Origin of the sequence: Rhodanobacter sp. MP7CTX1 (assembly GCF_014205795.1) — a bacterium.
GTDB lineage: Bacteria > Pseudomonadota > Gammaproteobacteria > Xanthomonadales > Rhodanobacteraceae > Rhodanobacter.
In genome coordinates this window covers 68739-87424 of sequence record NZ_JACHCN010000004.1, presented here as the reverse complement: position 1 = coordinate 87424, position 18686 = coordinate 68739, and the positions used below count along the sequence as shown (strand labels likewise).

17 protein-coding genes are annotated in these 18686 nt (G+C 63.8%); 13 read left to right on the top strand and 4 right to left on the bottom strand.

What is annotated here, in order from left to right:
• The first annotated feature begins 123 nt into the window (after nucleotides 1-123).
• The 5 genes from pcnB (at nucleotide 124) to panD (ending at nucleotide 4402) form a co-directional block, all read left to right on the top strand.
• Entirely contained in the window at nucleotides 124-1479 is a 1356-nt protein-coding gene (gene pcnB / locus HDE77_RS06940) for a polynucleotide adenylyltransferase PcnB (protein ID WP_184416436.1), read from the top strand.
• Complete coding sequence (gene folK / locus HDE77_RS06935; protein WP_184416435.1) at nucleotides 1476-1955, top strand: 2-amino-4-hydroxy-6-hydroxymethyldihydropteridine diphosphokinase; 480 nt, start codon at nucleotides 1476-1478, stop codon at nucleotides 1953-1955. The genes pcnB and folK overlap by 4 nt, the downstream gene beginning before the upstream one ends.
• Before the next feature lie 72 nt (nucleotides 1956-2027).
• Nucleotides 2028-2858, top strand: a complete 831-nt coding sequence (panB, locus tag HDE77_RS06930; protein WP_184416434.1) for a 3-methyl-2-oxobutanoate hydroxymethyltransferase — start codon at nucleotides 2028-2030, stop codon at nucleotides 2856-2858.
• Between the two features lie 198 nt (nucleotides 2859-3056).
• Nucleotides 3057-3902, top strand: a complete 846-nt coding sequence (panC, locus tag HDE77_RS06925; protein WP_184416433.1) for a pantoate--beta-alanine ligase — start codon at nucleotides 3057-3059, stop codon at nucleotides 3900-3902.
• A 113-nt stretch (nucleotides 3903-4015) separates the two neighbouring features.
• The gene (panD, locus tag HDE77_RS06920) at nucleotides 4016-4402 is read left to right on the top strand and encodes an aspartate 1-decarboxylase (protein ID WP_184416432.1); all 387 of its coding nucleotides are present in this window, start codon (nucleotides 4016-4018) and stop codon (nucleotides 4400-4402) included.
• 39 nt (nucleotides 4403-4441) lie between these two features.
• Here panD and queG read toward each other — a convergent pair whose 3' ends face one another.
• Nucleotides 4442-5515, bottom strand: a complete 1074-nt coding sequence (queG, locus tag HDE77_RS06915; RefSeq protein ID WP_184416431.1) for a tRNA epoxyqueuosine(34) reductase QueG — start codon at nucleotides 5513-5515, stop codon at nucleotides 4442-4444.
• A 67-nt stretch (nucleotides 5516-5582) separates the two neighbouring features.
• Here queG and HDE77_RS06910 point away from each other — a divergent pair, with 67 nt between their 5' ends.
• From HDE77_RS06910 to HDE77_RS06890, 5 genes are all read left to right on the top strand, one after another.
• Nucleotides 5583-7085, top strand: coding sequence for an NAD(P)H-hydrate dehydratase (locus HDE77_RS06910; protein WP_184416430.1), 1503 nt, complete (start codon nucleotides 5583-5585; stop codon nucleotides 7083-7085).
• Between the two features lie 19 nt (nucleotides 7086-7104).
• Nucleotides 7105-7605 carry a tRNA (adenosine(37)-N6)-threonylcarbamoyltransferase complex ATPase subunit type 1 TsaE gene (gene tsaE, locus HDE77_RS06905; RefSeq protein WP_184416429.1) on the top strand — a complete coding sequence of 167 codons (501 nt, stop codon included), beginning with the start codon at nucleotides 7105-7107 and terminating at the stop codon, nucleotides 7603-7605.
• 176 nt (nucleotides 7606-7781) lie between these two features.
• A complete protein-coding gene (locus HDE77_RS06900; protein WP_184416666.1) occupies nucleotides 7782-9332 on the top strand; it encodes an N-acetylmuramoyl-L-alanine amidase in 1551 nt (516 codons plus the stop codon).
• A 72-nt stretch (nucleotides 9333-9404) separates the two neighbouring features.
• Nucleotides 9405-11234, top strand: coding sequence for a DNA mismatch repair endonuclease MutL (gene mutL, locus HDE77_RS06895; RefSeq protein ID WP_184416428.1), 1830 nt, complete (start codon nucleotides 9405-9407; stop codon nucleotides 11232-11234).
• Between the two features lie 342 nt (nucleotides 11235-11576).
• Nucleotides 11577-12449: a DUF1684 domain-containing protein gene (locus HDE77_RS06890; protein ID WP_343206068.1), complete on the top strand. Its 873-nt coding sequence runs from the start codon at nucleotides 11577-11579 to the stop codon at nucleotides 12447-12449.
• Between the two features lie 107 nt (nucleotides 12450-12556).
• Here the strand turns inward: HDE77_RS06890 and HDE77_RS06885 are convergent, their stop codons facing one another.
• A complete protein-coding gene (locus tag HDE77_RS06885) occupies nucleotides 12557-13339 on the bottom strand; it encodes an enoyl-CoA hydratase-related protein (RefSeq protein ID WP_184416426.1) in 783 nt (260 codons plus the stop codon).
• 167 nt (nucleotides 13340-13506) lie between these two features.
• On the opposite strand from HDE77_RS06885, the gene HDE77_RS06880 reads away from it, so the two are divergent.
• The 3 genes from HDE77_RS06880 (at nucleotide 13507) to HDE77_RS06870 (ending at nucleotide 15966) form a co-directional block, all read left to right on the top strand.
• Nucleotides 13507-14244, top strand: a complete 738-nt coding sequence (locus tag HDE77_RS06880; RefSeq protein WP_255482577.1) for an FKBP-type peptidyl-prolyl cis-trans isomerase — start codon at nucleotides 13507-13509, stop codon at nucleotides 14242-14244.
• A gap of 64 nt (nucleotides 14245-14308) precedes the next feature.
• Nucleotides 14309-15118, top strand: a complete 810-nt coding sequence (locus HDE77_RS06875) for a CoA pyrophosphatase (protein WP_184416424.1) — start codon at nucleotides 14309-14311, stop codon at nucleotides 15116-15118.
• Nucleotides 15115-15966, top strand: coding sequence for a sulfurtransferase (locus tag HDE77_RS06870; RefSeq protein ID WP_184416423.1), 852 nt, complete (start codon nucleotides 15115-15117; stop codon nucleotides 15964-15966). The genes HDE77_RS06875 and HDE77_RS06870 overlap by 4 nt, the downstream gene beginning before the upstream one ends.
• Before the next feature lie 426 nt (nucleotides 15967-16392).
• On the opposite strand, the gene HDE77_RS06865 is transcribed toward HDE77_RS06870, so the two are convergent.
• Both HDE77_RS06865 and HDE77_RS06860 read right to left on the bottom strand, forming a co-directional pair.
• Nucleotides 16393-17148 carry an enoyl-CoA hydratase/isomerase family protein gene (locus HDE77_RS06865; RefSeq protein WP_184416422.1) on the bottom strand — a complete coding sequence of 252 codons (756 nt, stop codon included), beginning with the start codon at nucleotides 17146-17148 and terminating at the stop codon, nucleotides 16393-16395.
• A gap of 60 nt (nucleotides 17149-17208) precedes the next feature.
• Nucleotides 17209-18663: a DUF4139 domain-containing protein gene (locus HDE77_RS06860; protein WP_184416421.1), complete on the bottom strand. Its 1455-nt coding sequence runs from the start codon at nucleotides 18661-18663 to the stop codon at nucleotides 17209-17211.
• Between the last annotated feature and the right edge of the window lie 23 nt (nucleotides 18664-18686).

Sequence of the window (18686 nt, the reverse complement as noted above, 5' to 3'; positions counted from 1 at the left end):
CATACCGTATGAAGCATGCCCTGCCGGTTGGCCCCAGCCATCCCGCGGGCCCATCCGTGGTACCGGGCACCGCAACTCATTCGTAACCAAGGGCAGTTTCGCCCCGCCAAGGATTCTGACCGCTTGAACCTCGAATCAAGGACTGACATCACGCCAGCGTTGCGGATCATTCCGCGCGACCAGCACATCATCTCCCGCAAGAACATCAGCAAGGCGGCGCTGCGGGTGCTGTATCGCCTGAACGAGGTTGGCTACACCGCCTACCTGGTTGGCGGTGCGGTGCGCGACCTGTTGCTTGGTCTTCATCCGAAAGATTTCGACGTTGCCACCAGCGCCACTCCGGACGAAGTGAAAAAGCTGTTTCGCAACTGCCGCCTGATCGGCCGTCGTTTCCGTCTGGCGCACGTGGTGTTCGGGCCGGAGATCATCGAAGTGGCCACGTTCCGCGGTCTGGGTGAGGAGGGCGCCGAGGGCGACCGCCACATCATTGATGGCCGTATCGTGCGCGACAACATCTGGGGCACGATCGAGGAGGACGCGGTGCGCCGCGATTTCCGCGTCAACGCGCTCTACTACGACATCAGCGATTTCTCGGTGCGCGACTACGTCGGCGGCATGCAGGATCTGCAGGACCGCGTGCTGCGACTGATCGGCGATCCGGTCACCCGCTACCGCGAGGATCCCGTGCGCATGCTGCGTGCCGCACGACTGGCAGCCAAGCTCGACATGCGGATCGACACGGCAGCGATGGCACCGTTCGAGACACTCGGGCCACTGCTGGCGGACGCTGCGCCGGCACGGTTGTTCGACGAATCGCTGAAGATGTTTCTCGGCGGGCAGGGGTTGAAGAGCTTCCGCATGCTGGAGCATTGCGGCCTGCTGAAATTCCTGTTCCCCGCCACCGCGCGGGCGCTCAAGCGCGGCGATGACGCATTGCGTTCGCTGGTCGAGCAGGGGTTGGCGAACACCGATGCGCGCATCGCCGAAGGCAAGTCAGTCACCCCGGCGTTCCTGTTCGCCGTCTTGCTGTGGGGCGAAGTGCGCGACGTGGCGCACCACTACATCGCACAGGGTATGGATGGCAACGAAGCCTGGGCGCGCGCTGCTGCCCAAGTGGTTGCCGAGCAGTGCCAGCGAGTGGCGATTCCGCGTCGTTTCACTTTCACCATGGAAGAAATCTGGTCGTTGCAGCCACGCTTCGAGCAGGTCCAGCGCAAGCGCGTGTTCCGGCTGATGACCCATCCGCGCTTTCGCGCGGCGTTCGATTTTCTGCTGCTGCGCGCGGATGAATCACCGGCGATGCGCGAGCTGGGTCAGTGGTGGGCGCACGCCCAACTGTTGCCGCAGGACGTACTGGCGGCGGCGCTGCCAGCCAGTGGCGGCAGTCATGTCAGTGACAACGCCGTATTGCCGGTTGCTGGCCGGCCACCGCGCCGACGTCGGCGTAGCCGGCCTGGCGACAAATCGGGTTCGGTGTGACGCTCGCTTACGTCGCGCTAGGCAGCAATCTGGGTGATCCGCGGCAACAAGTGCTCGACGCCATGGAGGCGCTGGCCAGGTTGCCGGATACCCGCTTGCTGAAACGCTCGCATCTGTATCGCACGCCGCCGTGGGGTGTGCTGGAGCAGCCGCCGTTCATCAATGCGGCCGTGCAGCTGGACACCACATTGTCCCCGCACGGTTTGCTTGACGCGTTGATCGGGATCGAACAAACCGCTGGCCGAGAGCGTACACAACGCAACGGGCCGCGCACGCTGGATCTGGACCTGTTGTACGTCGATGGCGTACAGCTCGACGATGAGCGACTGACCCTGCCGCATCCGCGCATGACGGAACGTGCATTCGTGCTGCTGCCGCTGCATGATCTCGCACCGTCATTGCAGTTGCCCGGACGCGGTTCGGTGGCGGAGCTGCTGGCGCGGCTCGATCTTGCCGGGTGTGAAAGACTGCCTTGAGCGATCTCGCGGCGCGCCGGATAATCGGCGCCCGCTCCCAACTCTCTGCTGCGACTATCCTGAGGAATTGCCGTGTACGTGCAAAACGCGAACGTCCCCGAGCGCAAGCCGGTTACCGTGCCGGGCCTGCATGCGATGAAGGCGCAGGGGCAGCGTATTGTCATGCTGACCGCCTACGACTCCAGTTTCGCCTGGCAACTGGAATCCGCCGGTATCGACATCGCGCTGGTTGGCGATTCGCTCGGCATGGTCGTGCAAGGGCATCGCAGCACGCTGCCGGTGACGCTTGATCACATGGTCTATCACACCGCGGCAGTCGCTCAAGGATTGACGGCGACCTTGCTGGTGGCGGACATGCCGTTCATGGCCGATCGCGATGTCGCGCACGTGCTGCAGGCCGGGGCCCGACTGGTGGGCGAGGCTGGCGCCGCGATGGTGAAGATTGAAGGCGCCGCGCCGCACATTCTCGAGGCGATCGCCGCGTTGACCGAGCGGGCCATTCCGGTCTGCGCGCATCTCGGGCTGACGCCGCAGTCGGTGCACAAATTTGGCGGTTTTCGTATTCAGGGACGCGAACAACTGGCCGCCGACCACATCGTGGCCGAGGCGCTCGCGGTACAGGCGGCCGGGGCGGACTTGCTCGTGCTCGAAGGCGTGCCCACGGCGCTGGGTGAACGGGTTACGGCGGCGGTAAAGATCCCGGTGATCGGCATCGGTGCTGGCCCGCATTGTGATGGGCAGGTGCTCGTGATCCATGACATGCTGGGCATCACGCCGGGCAAACGACCCAAGTTCAGCAAGGATTTTCTGGCCGGGCGCGGCTCAGTGGCAGCGGCGATCGCCGCCTATGCTGAAGACGTACGCAGCGGTGCCTTCCCGGCTCCCGAACACTGTTTCAACTGACGTAAACCGAAGCCTGAGAGCCTGTTCATGATCTTCCCGTGGCCACTCAACGGCAACCCTTCGGGCCGGGCCTGATTGCGCGCAGGCCGGCGTCATCACTCAGTCGTGTACGGACGTACACTCCCTCACTCTTCCTTGGCCTGCGCGCAATCAGTTCCCGGCGCGGGCTACGGGGAGATCATGAACAGGCTCTAGGTCATGCAGACCCTCCAAGATGCTCCCGCCTTGCGTGCGGCGATCCGTAGCTGGCGCAGCAAAGGCCAGACGGTCGGCTTCGTGCCGACCCTGGGCAATCTGCACGCGGGTCACCAGTCGCTGATCAAACTGGCGCGGGCGCGCACCGATCGGGTGGTGGCCAGCGTGTTCGTCAATCCCACCCAGTTCGCCCCCGGCGAGGATTTCGAGCGCTATCCGCGCACGCTGGCGCAGGATCAGGCGGCGCTGGCCGACGAGGAATGCGACCTGCTGTTCACGCCGGACGTGGCGACGCTTTATCCCTATGGCGCGGAAAACAGCGTCATGCTGCACGTCCCGCAGATCACCGATACGCTGGAAGGCGCCCACCGGCCGGGGCATTTTGACGGCGTTGCCACCGTGGTGTGCAAGCTGTTCAACCTGGTGCAGCCGGATCTGGCGATCTTCGGCCAGAAGGATTTCCAGCAACTGAAGGTAATCGAGCGCATGGTGAGTGACCTTTCGCTGCCGGTGAGGGTCATGGCCGCGCCCACCATGCGGGCAGATGATGGCCTGGCATTGAGTTCCCGTAATCAATATCTGTCCACCGCCGAGCGTGCGCGGGCGCCGATGATCCACGATACCTTGCTGAAAATGCGAGAGCTGCTGGCCAAAGGGCACACCTGGCGGGTGCTCGAGCAGGTCGCCACGGCGCAATTGATCCGGGGCGGATTCGAGCCTGATTACGTGGTGATTCGCCGCGCCGAGGATCTTGCCGAGCCCGCCGAGGGCGAACAAGCGGGCCTGATCGCGCTGATTGCCGCACGCCTTGGCAGCACCCGCTTGATCGACAACTTGCTGTTCGACTGACCGGCCCCTATATCGGGACCGTTTTCGGGACCGACATCGGTTGATGTTGCGGTGCAATGTCATCGGTTCGATAATAGTCAACTCTGCAGGCTGTCCCTGCTGGAAAGAACGTCATGCACCTGAATATGCTGAAGGCCAAGATCCACCGGGCCACAGTCACCCACGCCGAGCTGCATTACGAAGGCTCGATAGCGATCGACGGCTTGCTGCTCGATGCTTCGGGCATTCGCGAGTACGAGCAGATCCACGCCTGGAACATCAACAACGGCAAGCGTTTCGTCACCTATGCGCTGCGCGCGGAAGAAGGCTCCGGCATCATCTCGGTGAACGGCAGCGCCGCACATCGCGCGAAGCCGGGCGATTTGATCATCATCGCCGCGTTTGCGACGCTGTCAGAAGCCGAGCTCGAACAGTTCCAGCCGACATTGGTCTATGCCGATGCCAACAACCGCATCTCGCATACCAATCGTTCGATCCCCAAGCAGATGGCTGCGGCCTGATCTGTTCTCGCCGATCGGTGCCGGCCCAGCGCCGGCACATCAGCCGTGATGTCTGGCCAGCGCCCACTGCACATGTTCGCGCACGACGCTGGAGGTGTGCGTCGCGCGCGCCTGCAGCGCAGCAGTTACCGCTGCCGATGAGGGTGCATTCCCCAGCGCTACGGCGATATTTCGCAGCCAGCCTTCATAGCCGGTGCGGCGTATCGCCATACCTTCGGTGTGCTTGAGGAAGGCCTCCTCGCTCCAGCCGAACAGCTCGACCAGCTTGGCACCGTCGAGGCTGTGGCGCGGCGCGAAGTCCGGCTCGGTGGCCTCCTGCGCGAATTTGTTCCAGGGGCAGATCAGCTGGCAGTCGTCGCAGCCGAAGATGCGGTTGCCCATCGGCGCGCGCAGCTCTTCCGGAATGCTGCCCTTGAGCTCGATCGTGAGGTAGGAGATGCAGCGTCGTGCATCCAGCCGGTACGGCCCGAGGATCGCCTGGGTCGGACAGATCTCGATGCAGCGGCTGCAGCTGCCGCAATGCGCGCTGGCGGGTGTGTCGACCGGTAGCGGCAGGTCGGTGTAGAGCTCGCCCAGGAAAAAGTACGAGCCGGCGCGGCGATTGATCAACACGGTGTGCTTGCCGATCCAGCCTAGCCCCGCGTTGCGTGCCAGTGCCTTCTCCAGCACCGGCGCAGAATCCACATAGGCGCGATAGCCGAAATCACCTACAACGGCATGGATGCGCTCGGCCAGTTTCTGCAGGCGGCTGCGCATCAGCTTGTGGTAGTCGCGACCCAGCGCGTAACGCGATACGTAACCGGCCTCGCCGTCTTCCAGCACGGCCCAGGCGTTGTGGGTGCCCGGTGGTATGTAATCCATGCGTACCGAAATAACCCGTTGCGTACCCGGTTCGAGTTCAGCCGGACGACTGCGTTTGGCCCCATGGCGCGCCATGTATTCCATTTCGCCGTGATGGCCGTCCTCGAGCCAGCGGTTGAGGTGCTGTTCGTCTTCGCCGAGTTCGGTGCCGCTGATGCCCGCTTCGGCAAAACCCAGCTCGATCGCCCAGCGCTTGATATCGCGGGCAAGTACGGCGTAATCGGGGGCAGTGAGGGAGGCGGCGGTGGACATGCCGCTATTGTAGGCCGCCACGAGAGGTCAGCCGCTGAGGCTTGACGCTCGTGCCTATAATTCGCGCATGTCAGCCCATCCGCACCACCACGATCTCTATACCGTCGAACAGGTGCGCGCGATGGAACGCGACGCACTCAAGGCGTTGAATATCTCTGGCTATGACCTGATGCGTCGTGCCGCCAGTGCCGCATTGAACAGCTTGCGCCGGCATTGGCCGCAGGCCCGGCGTGTGCGCATTTATTGCGGTCCCGGCAATAACGGTGGTGATGGTTTTCTGTTGGGTGTGCTGGCACGTGAGGCGGGCTTGCAGGTCGAGCTGGTGGTGCTGAGCGCCGTAGCGCATGGTGACGCGGCGCTGGCGCGCTCGGCGTGGGAAGCCGGTGGCGGGCGCGTTCAGCTGTGGGAGCCGGAGTGCGAGCTTCAGGAAACCGACGTGCAGGTGGACGCGTTGTACGGCATCGGGCTCAATCGTGCGCCCGAGCCATCGTTGGCGAGCCTCATCGAGCACATCAACATCAGTGAAGTTCCTGTGCTGGCGCTGGATGTACCGTCCGGATTGAATGCGGATAGTGGCCATTGTCCTGGAGCAGCGATTCGGGCCGATGTCACCGTGACGTTCATTGCTGGCAAACGCGGGCTGCATACGGGTCGCTCGGCTGATCTGGTCGGGGTATTGGAGCTGGCGACGCTGGCTGTTCCCGACAGCGTCCATGCCGGCGTTCGGCCCGACGCGCAGTTGCTTGCTGCCGAAGCGTTGCCGCCGCGCGCCCGTTACGCGAACAAGGGCAACAACGGGCATGTGCTGGTGATTGGGGGCGAGCACGGCATGGCGGGCGCGGTGCGACTGGCGGGCGAGTCGGCGTTGCGTGCCGGTGCGGGCCTGGTCAGCGTCGCGACACGCATCGGCCATGTAACGGCGCTGAATGCGAGGCGTCCGGAGCTGATGGCGCATGAGGTCGATGGGCCGCAGACACTCGAACCCTTGCTTGAGCGTGCCAGCGTGCTCGCACTAGGGCCGGGGTTGGGGCAGGCTGCCTGGGGCCATGCGCTGTGGTTGACGGCGCTGGACGCGAACAAGCCGCTGGTGCTCGACGCCGACGGCCTGAACCTGCTGGCGCGTGAAACACGCACATTTACTGCGCCGACCGTGCTGACACCGCATCCCGGGGAAGCGGCAAGGCTGCTTGGCGTGACCACGAAGGATGTCGAGCGCGATCGTTTTGCTGCCGTCCGCGAACTGGCTCGTCGTTACAAGGCCGTCGTGGTGCTGAAAGGTTCCGGCAGCCTGATCGCCGATCCGGATGGACGTCTGGACGTCTGTCCGTGGGGCAATCCCGGCATGGCCTCGGGCGGCATGGGCGATCTGCTCACCGGCATTGTCGCCGCATTGCTGGCGCAAGGCTGCTCGCCATGGCGGGCAGCTTGCCTCGGTGTGGGCCTGCATGCGCGCGCCGGCGACTTTGCCGCGCAGCAGGGGGAGCGCGGGCTGCTGGCCAGTGATCTGCTGGAACCGCTACGTTTGCTAGGCAATGGGATATCGAGTGACCAGCGTGGACACGACGGATGAAGTCAGGACCAATGGAATCATGATTGACGCAGACGCTACCGAGCGTCAGTGGGCACTGCCCGACGAGGCGGCCACCGGCGCGCTGGCGGTGCAGCTGGCGGCGATGCTCGATGATGGGCTGGTGCTCTACCTGCACGGCCCACTCGGCGCGGGCAAGACCAGCTTCGCGCGTGCACTGCTGACGGCGATGGGGGTGGGCGAACGCGTCAAGAGTCCTACCTACAGCCTGGTCGAGGGCTATGAGACGCAGGACCGGTCGGCCTGGCATCTGGACCTGTACCGGATCGCCGACCCCGGTGAGCTGGAGTGGCTGGGGCTGGACTCGCTGGCTGATCCGTCGGCCCTGGTGCTGGTCGAATGGCCCGAGCGGGGCGCGGGTGCCTTGCCAGCGGCGGACATGGAGCTGCAATTGAGCTACGCCGGCGATGGGCGCCATGCCTTGTTGCGCGCCCTATCGTCGCGAGGGTACCGGCTGCTCCAGCGCATGGCGCTGATGCGGGGCCCGCACGCTTCCCCTTGAGCTAAGTGCTGATTCTCGCTGGGGAAATTGTCGATCCGCGATTCTGGCAATCATTCGTTCGGAATGCGGTACTTGCGGCCCATAACTTGACGTAGCCTGACAAATAGTCTGCATGCTACGGATATTCAAGGGATTTAGCCTTGCATTCGCCCATTGACTGCGCTTCAATGCCGTTTATGAGGGGATACCTGAACAACCTGGCCGGATTTTTCGCTGTCGCGATCGTGGCAGCCGCTCCGCTATCCGCGGCTCAGGCCGCCGATCTCAATGGAGCCAGGGTCTGGGCGGGTAGCGAATACACCCGCCTGGTGCTGGATGCCTCCGGTCCGCTGGATTACAAGATCAGCCAGAACGATGGCCAGGTGGTCGTGGACCTGGGCAGCAGCCAGCTGGGCGACGGCTTTGCCGATCCGTCTGCGCAAGGGCTGTATCGGGGCATGACCCATGCCCGCCTTGGCGATCGGCTGCAATTGACCGCCAAGGTTGCGCCACATAGCCGCTTGAAAAGCTTCGTCCTCAAGCCGACAACCGGCAGTGGCTACCGTCTGGTGCTGGATTTCTATCCGGGCAGCGGCGCCATTGTGGCGGCGACTTCCAATAGCAGCGACAACGATTCCACCGCACAGGCGGTGGTCGAGTCTGTTGTCGAGCCAACAACCGATCACGGTCACGGCAAGTCAAATCACAATGACGTGGCGTCGGCACGGCAAGCGGCGCTCATGCTCAACGCCCAGCGCAAGGTGGTGGTTTGTATCGACGCGGGTCACGGCGGCAAGGATCAGGGCGCGCACGGGCCTGACGGTACGCTGGAGAAAAACGTCACGCTGGCGGTCGCCCGTGACCTTGAGGCGCGGATCAACCGCCAGCCCGGCATGAAGGCTGTGCTGACTCGCGACGGCGACTACTTCATCGAGCTCCCGCAGCGTTTCAAGATTGCCCGCGACAACAAGGCCGACCTGTTCGTCTCGATCCACGCCGACTCCTATACCAGCGACGATGCCAAGGGTTCCTCGGTGTGGGTGTTGTCGCCGCGTGGCAAGACCAACGAGGCGGCGCGCTTCCTGGCAGATCGCGAAAACGCCGAACTCATTGGTGGCACCACGCTGGATGACAAGAGCGACGATCTGGCCAAGGTGCTGATCGACTTGCAGCAAAGCTGGGCAATTCAGGCCAGCGACGTGATCGCCGGCAATGTGCTGAATGCGCTGGGACAACTTGGTCCGACCCACCGCGGCTATGTCGAGCGGGCGAACTTCGTGGTGCTGCGCTCGCCGGATGTGCCGTCGATCCTGGTCGAAACGGCCTTCATCAGCAACCCGGCCGAGGAGCACAAGCTGCGTGATCCGGAGCATCAGGACAAGCTCGCCGAAGCGGTGATGAGCGGCGTGAAAAACTACTTCGAAACCACCCCGCCGCCCGGCACCTGGTTTGCCGCGCAGGCAGCGCACAACAACGGCGTCGAGCTGGCATCGAGCAGTGCCGGTGGCGCCAGCAGGAGCTCTGTGGCCACGTCGGGTGGCAGCGACGACACTCAGGTCGCGTTGGCCAGCAGCCGGTCGACGACCGCCGATGCGGATGTACGTGACCTGCATCGGGTCGGTCCCGGCGAGAGTCTGCGCAGCATCGCGCAGCAATATGGCATCAGCATCGATGCGTTGAAGAGCGCCAACCAGATCAACAGCGACACGGTACGTGCCGGCACGGTATTGACCATACCCTCCAGCTGAATCTGCTTCATTCCATGGCGTTGCTGCATCAGGTTGCTTTCATGCCGGCGGCGGCTCGCTTAAGCTTGTCGGATGCCTGTCATCCGTCTGCTACCTCCCGAACTCATCAACCAGATCGCCGCTGGCGAAGTCATCGAGCGCCCGTCGTCGGTGGTCAAGGAGCTGGTCGAGAACAGCCTTGATGCCGGCGCCACGCGCATTGAAGTGGATATCGAGCAGGGCGGTAGCCGTCTGATCCGGGTGCGTGACGATGGCGGCGGCATCCGTGCCGATGAGTTGCCGCTGGCGGTGGCCTCGCATGCGACTAGCAAGATTGGCAGCTTCGACGATCTGGAACACGTCGCCAGCATGGGCTTTCGTGGCGAGGCGCTGGCCTCGGTATCGTCGGTGTCGCGTTTTGCATTGACCTCGCGTGCGCGTGGCCAGGACGCGGCATTCCGCATCGAGGTCGACGGCGGCAAGCTGCAGGCGGCACGCCCGGCGCAGCATCCGCCGGGCACCAGCGTCGAAGTGCGCGATCTGTTTTACAACGTGCCGGCGCGGAGGAAATTCCTGCGCGTCGAGCGCACCGAATTCGCGCATATCGACGACCTGCTCAAGTCGCTGGCGCTGGCTCGCGGCTCGGTCGAGTTCCGGCTCAGCCACAACGGCAAGCCGGTGCGCATCTGGAAGGCCGCCGGCAACGAGCAGGCCGCGCTGCAACGGGTGGCCGAAGTACTGGGTGAAGAGTTTCCAGCGCAGAGCCTGCGCATCGATCACGCCATGGCCGGCCTGCATCTATCCGGTTGGGTCGGTTTGCCGACCGCGTCGCGTTCGCAGGCCGACTCGCAATATTTCTACGTCAACGGCCGCCTCGTGCGCGACCGCATCGTCGCCCACGCCGTGCGTCAGGCGTATGCCGATGTGCTGTTTCACGGCCGTCACGCGGCGTTCGTGCTGTATCTGGAACTCGATCCGGCCGGCGTGGATGTGAATGTGCATCCGGCCAAACACGAAGTGCGTTTCCGCGAGCAGCGACTCGTGCACGATTTCCTGTTTCGCACCCTGCACGAAGTGCTGGCACAGACGCGTGCCGGGCAGAGCGTGCCGGCGGTGATGGAATCGGCAGGAGGGCTGGCCATGGGTATGGACGCGCCCTATGCCACGTCCGGGTCAATGCCATTGGCTAGTCAGGCATGGCCTGGTCAATTCAGTCAGAGCCGTTTGAGTCTCGGTGTACGCGATGCACCGCTGGCCGGCTATGCCGCCTTGCTCGGTGAATCGCCGTCGGTGTTCGGGGCTGCTTCGGCGCCGATGCCTCAGACAGAGGAGGGCGAAGCGCCGCCGCTGGGTTTCGCGATCGCGCAGCTGAAGAACATCTTCGTGCTGGCCGAGAATGCGCACGGGATGGTGTTGGTGGACATGCATGCGGCGCACGAACGCATCACGTACGAAAAATTGAAATCCGCTCGTGCCGGCAGCAATCTGCGCTCGCAGATGCTGCTGGTGCCACTCAGCATTGCCGTCAGCGCGAAAGAAGCAGCCGCAGCCGAGGAGCATGCCGATGCGCTGGCCGAATGGGGCTTGGAGTTGTCGCGCAGCGGTCCGGCGACGATCGTGGTGCGGCGCATTCCAGCATTGCTGGAAGGCGCGGATGTGGCCCAGCTAAGCCGGGACGTGCTCTCCGAACTGGCCCAACACGGCAGCTCGCGTCGACTGCAGGAACTGGAGAACGAGTTGCTCTCGACCATGGCCTGCCATGGCTCGGTACGCGCCGGGCGACGCCTGACGTTACCCGAAATGAATGCCTTGCTGCGCGAGATGGAAGCGACCGAACGCTCCGGCCAATGCAATCACGGCCGTCCCACCTGGATCCAGCTGAGCCTGGCCGAGCTCGACAAGTTGTTCATGCGCGGCCGCTAACTGTCTTTTTAAAACCTCTTGTACGTATCACGAGCGAGATCCATACGCCACACCCAGTGAGGCGGCGCTTTGCCACTCCCCCTGCTTGCAGGGGGAGGTTGGGAGTGGGTGAAGCTCTTGATCTCCTGGACGAAGAGCTACCCCACCCCAACCCGCCCCTGCGCGCAGGGGAGGGGGTACTTCGAGGGTGCTGAAACAAGGCTCTCACCTGCGGCTTGCCCTCTGCGCAAATGGACGGCCATACTCGGGCCTCTTGCCCAGAGCGGATTCATACCCATGTTGTTTGCGCCTGTGTTGCGTAACGCCGCTGTTGTCCTGACTTTGCTTTTCGGAGCTGTTGCTGTGCACGCTGAATCCCCGACTGCTTCCCCCGCCACTCCCGACGCCTACCAGCAGCAAATTGAGCAATGGCGTGCTGGCCGAGTGGAGCGACTTACTGCGCCGACAGGCTGGTTGAGTCTGATCGGTCTGGAATGGCTGAAAGAGGGCGACAACCGCGTCGGAACGGCCACCGACAACGATATTGTGTTGCAGGCAGGGCCAGCCCATCTGGGTACGGTGACGCTGGGCAAGGACGGTACCTTGCACATCAAGTTGAGCAAGGACAGTGGTGCGGCGATTGATGGAAAGACGATCGCCGAATCGATCCTGATCGACGATGCGCACGCGACTGGCGACGCAGTGCCAACGACGGTGAGTTTCGGCCCGGCGAATTTCTACGTGATCGATCGCGAGGGCCGCAAGGCGCTACGCGTGAAGGACGGCGATGCCGCCGCGCGCAAGGGTTTCCTCGGCATTGACTACTTTCCGATCGATCCGTCCTGGCACATCGTTGCTACCTGGGTGCCGTTCAATCCGGCGCACAAGCTGGAGATCGGTTCGGTGATCGGCACCATCGACAAGGTCGACGTGCCTGGCAAGGCGGTGTTCCAGCGCGACGGCCACACCTATGAGCTGTTGCCCTATCAGGAAGAACCCGGCGGTGACTTGTTCTTCGTGATCGCCGACCGGACCTCCGGCAAGGAAACCTATGGCGCCGCGCGCTTCCTGTATGCCGCATTGCCGAAGGACGGCAAGGTGATTCTCGACTTCAACGAAACCTACAACCCGCCCTGCGCATTCACGCGGTTCGCCACCTGCCCGTTGGCGCCGCCTGAAAATCGCCTCGACCTTCGGGTGACCGCGGGCGAGAAGAAATATCGCGGGGAACACTAAAGAGCGAGGGACGAGGGGCGAGTAGCGAGGGCGCAAAAACCAGCTCTTCATCATGACGATGAAGTCTGCGCTTGCGCCCTCGCTACTCGCCCCTCGTCCCTGCTTGCTCAGCGTCCCTTGAATTCCGCCTTGCGTTTTTCCAGAAACGCCGTCGTTCCCTCGCGCATATCCTCAGTCGAAAACGCAAGTGCAAAACCCTGCGTCTCGAATTCCAGGCCCTGGTCGATCGCGCTTTCACCACCTTGCAACACGGCATCGAGAATCCCGGCGGCCGCCAGTGGTGCAGCGACGGCAAGTTGGTCGGCCAGCGTATTCACGGCCTCGTCCAACGCTTCAGGCGCCACCAGGCGCGTGACCAACCCGAGCTCATAGGCGCGTTGGGCATTGATGACGGCGCCGGTGAGGCACAACTCAAGCGCCGCGCCGCGCCCGGCAAGTCGCAACAGGCGTTGGGTGCCGCCAAAACCGGGGATCAGCCCGAGGTTGATTTCCGGTTGGCCGAACTTCGCCTTCTCGCTGGCGACGCGCAGGTGACAGGCCATGGCCAGCTCCATGCCGCCGCCGAGCGCGAAACCCTGGATGCGTGCGATCACCGGTTTGCCCAGACGCTCGATCGAACTCATCAAGCGCTGCCCTGCGCGCGAGAAGGCCTGCGCTTGCACCGGTGTGTAACCGTTCATCTCGGCGATGTCGGCCCCGGCGACAAACGCTTTCTCACCAGCGCCAGTCAGCACGACGACGCGAACAGCGTCGTCCTGGGCAGCCTGCGCAAACGCAAGCGTCAGCTCATTGAGCGTCTCGCGATTGAGGGCGTTGAGCTTGTCAGGACGGTTGACGACGATCGTGTGCACGGCGCCGCGATGGGTGATTTCCAGGTTGCGATAGGCCATGAGCAGCTTCCCATACATGCAAAACCCGGATGGTAGCAGCGGGAACCTTTGCTGCCGTCGGGTTTCTCAAGCCACGAGCGCCGTTCGCTGCACGAAACCCCCAAACCGCTTAGGATGACCCGTCAGGATGGGTTGCCGTCAGAGAGAAGGGCCCGATGGAGAAAGGCATGACACACCCGCGTTGCTGGTTGCTCGGCGTCTTGCTGCTGGGCGGCGTGGTGCATGCGCAGGACCGTATTCCGGCAGCCGATGCTTCGTCGGCAAAGCTTGAGAAGGCCGACAAGGCCAAGCTGTCCTATGCGATTGGCTATCAGATCGGCAGCCAGTTTGCCGACGGCAAGCCGGACGTCGACATCCCTACCTTGCAGCGTGCGATCCAGGACGCCTATGCGAAGCGGCAGCCGGCAGTGTCGATGCAGGACATGCACCAACAATTGCACCTGCTCGGTCGCCAGATGCACGCCGACGCGCTCGCAGAATTCAGGCGTATTGCCGATGAGAATGCGCGCAAGAGCGCCGAGTACATGGCGCACAACAAGTTGCAGCCCGGCGTGGTGCAGTTGACCTCGGGTATTCAATACGCCGTGTTGCAAAAAGGCACCGGTACGGTCAGCCCGACGGTGACAGGAACAGTGACCGTGAATTACCGCGGCATGCTGATCGATGGCACGGAATTCGACAGCACCTGGGCACATGGGGCTCCGGTGAGCTTTCCGATAAATGGCGTTATTCCTGGCTGGCGCGACGTGATCCCGCGCATGCATGTGGGCGATCGCTGGAGGGTGGTGATTCCTCCGCAGCTGGCCTACGGCGAACATGGTGCGCTGCCGCGCATCGGCCCGAATGAGGCGTTGGTATTCGAGATTGAATTGCTCGACATCAAGTCTCCTTCGGACAAGCCCTGAGAGGCCTGCCTGAGTTCGCCAAAGGGCGCCCGGGATCAGCAGGCCAGTGGTAGCATGGCGAGGCATGTCGAACGATTCCAGCGCCGCCGCCACTCTAGTTCCGTTGACCCCGTGCATTGGCACCTGCCGGCTGGATGAACGTGGCTATTGCGTCGGGTGCCTGCGCACCGGCGATGAAATTGGCCGCTGGCGCTTGATGAACGACGCTGAGCGGCTGCATGTCATGCGCGAGATCCTGCCAACCCGCAAGCAAGATGTCGGTCCGCAGGGAGACCCTGCCGTGATGGATGAACTGCGGGCCGCGCTGTGGCCGCTGTCGACGCCGCCGAAAGCTCCAGGCTGGAATCACGCCGAGATGACCGAGCTGCTTGGCGACAGCCAGCGCCAACCGGCTGCCGTGTTGATCGGTTTGCGCGATGGCGTGCAACCCCGGCTGGTACTCACGGTGCGCACCGATCACCTGCAGGCGCATGCCGGCCAGGTCGCGTTTCCGGGCGGCCGCACGGATCCGACGGATGGCAATGCGCTGACCACGGCGCTGCGCGAAAGCGAGGAAGAAATCGGCCTCGATCGCACGCTGGTGACGCCGCTGGGTTACCTGGATTGCTTCGAGACGATCAGCGGCTATTGCGTCACCCCGGTAGTGGCGCGCATTGCCGCCGAAGCTCAGCTTTATCCGGCGCCCGATGAGGTGGCTGAGGTATTTGAAGTGCCGCTGGCATTCTTCCTGGAGCCGGCGAATCTGCGCCGCTACACGATGGACTTCCGCGGTCACCCCCGTCCGATGGTGGAGTTTGTCCACGGCGGCCATCGCATCTGGGGCGCCACAGCCGCCATGCTGCTTAATTTGCTGCAGAGGATGGGCCGCGCATGAGTCTGCATACGACTCTCATCGATGCTACGAGCCTTGCGGCGACCCCGCCGGATGACGTGCTGATCGTCGATTGCTGCTTCGACCTGGCTGACCTGACCAAGGGTGCGCGCGATTATCTGGATGGCCATATCCCTGGTGCGGTGTATGCCAGCCTTGACCATGACCTGTCCGATCTGTCGCGTCAGGCCGAAGGTCTGGGAAGGCATCCGCTGCCGCTGGAGTCTGCGTTCAACGCGCTGCTGTCGCGCTGCGGTTGGCGCGCGGGCATGCAAGTGGTCAGTTATGACGCGGCCGGTGGTGCGCTGGCCGCGGCGCGGCTGTGGTGGTTGCTGCGGCTGGTCGGCGTGCAGCAGGTTGCCGTGCTGGATGGCGGTTATGCCGCGTGGCTGGCCGCTGGCTTGCCGGTCGAAGTGGGTGAGCCTGCAGCACGGCCAGCCAGTAGGGTGTCCTTGCGCTACGACACCAGCCAGCTTGTGCTGGATCACACGGCGCTACTGCATGACGCTGCCGGTCAGCTACTGGATGCCCGTGCCGCGCCGCGCTATCGCGGCGATGTCGAGCCGCTGGATCGGGTCGGCGGCCATGTGCCAGGCGCCTTGAATCGCCCGTTCGCCGACAACCTCGCCAGCGACGGCCGCTTCAAACAGGCGGCACAACTGCGCGACGAGTTCGCCGAGGTACTCGGTTCGACACTGCCGTCGCAGGTAGTGCACATGTGCGGCTCCGGCGTCACTGCCTGCCACAACTTGCTGGCGATGGAGTTCGCTGGACTGCATGGTTCGCGGTTATATGCCCCATCGTGGAGCGGCTGGATCAGCGACCCGTCACGCCCGGTCGCAAAGGGCTAGGCGCCCGTTCCAGGATCGCACCCTGTGCGCGAAAGCACTTGTGGGAGCGACTTCAGTCGCGATGGCGTTTGACGACGCGGGGAAGTTCCATCGCGACTAAAGTCGCTCCCACAACAAGCAAAGCTACGGTCGCCCCTTGCGCACCCCAATCTACGCGATTCTGCGCGCCTTGTAGGAGCGCGAACCCTCTTGTGGGAGCGACTTCAGTCGCGATGGCTTTTGAAGTCGTGGGGAAGTGCTATCACGACTGAAGTCGCCCCCACAACAAGCAAAGCTGCGGTCGCCCCTTGCTCACCCAACCTACGCGATGCCGCGGGCAAGGAGCGCGAACGCTCTTGTGGGAGCGACTTCAGTCGCGATGGCTTTTGAAGTCGTGGGGAAGTGCTATCGCGACTGAAGTCGCTCCCACAACAAGCAGGGCTACGATCAGCCTTTGCTTTTCAACCGCGCTACCAGTGCTTGCAGCACGGTCTGCGATTGCGGGTGGAAAAACGCCTCGACGAAATCATCCAGTGGCAGTGCGTCCGGATCGGCATACGCTGCGGCGAGATCGGCGCGGGCCAGTGAGCGCGTGGCGAGCATGGCGTGGCTTGGCAATGCCAGCAACTCGGACAGCCAGTGCAGGGCGCGCGTGGTGACCTGGTCGACGCCGGTGAGTTCATCGACAAAACCACAGGCCAGTGCGGCCGCGGAATCAATCATGGCGCCGGAGACCAGCAGCCGTTCGGCGCGATAGGGACCGACCACCCGACGCAGCGCAAGCTGGATGCAATCGGGCACGATCAGCCCGACCTGTACTTCGTTCAAGCCGATCCGGTATGCGCCCTCCGCCATGACCCGGTAATCGCAGAACAAGGCCAGTACCGCACCGCCGGCCGGACTGTGGCCGGTGATGGCGGCGACCAGCGGAATTGGCGCGCGCGCCAGCGTGGCGCACAGCGCGAAAAATTCCCGCCAGTATTCACGCACGCCGGCACGGTCGCGGCCGAGCAGTGCCGGCACATCCACACCGGCGGAAAACAGGCCCTGCGCGCCGGACAACACGATGCCGCGTGCGCCAGCACGGATGCTGTCGTCGATGGCGCCGCGCAGGGCGCGCACAAGTTCCAGGTTCAGCGCGTTGACCGGCGGGCGAGCCAGCTTGATTTCGCTGATGGTGTCATGGGCGATCAGGTCGAGCATGGTGAACTCCGGGCGAATGTTTGAGGACGATGTTGGCGGAACGCTCTATGGCGGACCGCTCTACTGCGGATGATCGTCGGCGGTCCAGCTGTAGCGCACGGCATAGTCCAGTGTGGCCTTGCCGTTGGCGGGTACCTCGATGCGGAACTCCAGCGTGTCCGTTGTCTGCTGGCTGGGTTTGCTGCTGGAGGAAACCAGTGTCCATTGACGCCAGCGGTTGGGATGTTCGCGCACGGTCACCGTGCGGGCGCTGTCGCTGGCGTTGCTCAGGTTGATGCGGAACGCCTCGTCCAGCGTGCGGCCAGCTTTGTCCACACTGAAACTGGTGCGTGTGCGTTCGGCGCGCAGATCGAACGCAGTACCCAGCGTGATGGTTGCCGCACTGCCTTTCGGAGTGTCATTGATGCGTCCTTCACCGATGAATTGTGGCGTGCCGTTCTTGTCGGCGGTCAGTACGCGCAGATAGCCGGCCGGCAGGCTGTCGAACGCCTGCAGCTTCAGTGTGCTGACGATGGCGCCGCCACTTTCCACGTTGAAATCGCGATTCAGCATCGGCTGCGGTGGCAGCCAGCTGTTGCCACTTTCGAACAACGCGGTGCGTTCGCAGTCGACGGTGCGGGTGGCGTATAGCGGCACCTGGCTGACGCTGGCGTCGGGCAGGTTGACTTCGCCGGGCAGGCTGTAACTGCGGTAGTCCGCCAGCGTCGATTGTTGTGGCAAAGACGCGGCGGCCGGGGCGGCCATCGCTTTCATCATCATGGGTCGGGGTGCCGATTCCCTGGCGAAGTTTGGCTCGCCGGCGATCAGCGTGAGCTTGATGTCGTGCCAGTCGCGGCCGCTGCGGTTGGCGATGCTGGCGCGCGATTCGAACTGCATGCGGCAGGCCGTGCCCGGTTGCAGGGTCGCCACATAGGCGGCACGCCAACCGAGGCCCGACGTGGGGTAGCTGAGCACGGCGGCAGTCTGGCCGCTGCGCGTGGCGTTGACGCGAAGATCAAGGCTTGAGCCAGTCGGTACGTTGTCGCCGGTCACTCGTACAGCGGCGTATTCGTGGATCAGCGTGGTATGGCCATCGCCACCGCGGACCACCAGGCCATCGCCGGCACGCAGCAAGATGCCGCTGGCCAGCGACTGGCCGCTCGCGCCCAGCACGTCCACCGTCTGGCCGGTCAGCCCGGTCAAAGCCGCATTCGTGCCCTGGGCGAGCAGCAGGCGCTGCGAGACGACGCTGGCGCCTCCAGCAGGGAAGCCCAGGGCGAGCGCTTCGGGATCGATGTAGGCGGGCAGATCGCCGATCACTACGTCGTGCGTGCCCGTGGTCAGCATCAGCGCACGCTGTTCGCGCACCACCGCATAGCCATCATTGACGTTGCCATCGCTGTTGCTGGCATACAGCCCGGGGCTGTCGCTGCGATAAAGGGTGAGTTCGGTGCCGTTGGCGGCATGCGCTGCGGATGTGCCAGCCAGCGCGGCGGCACAGGCAAACGCGAGGGCAGAGCGATGGGGGGTCGGCATCTGGCGAACTCCATGGAAGAACC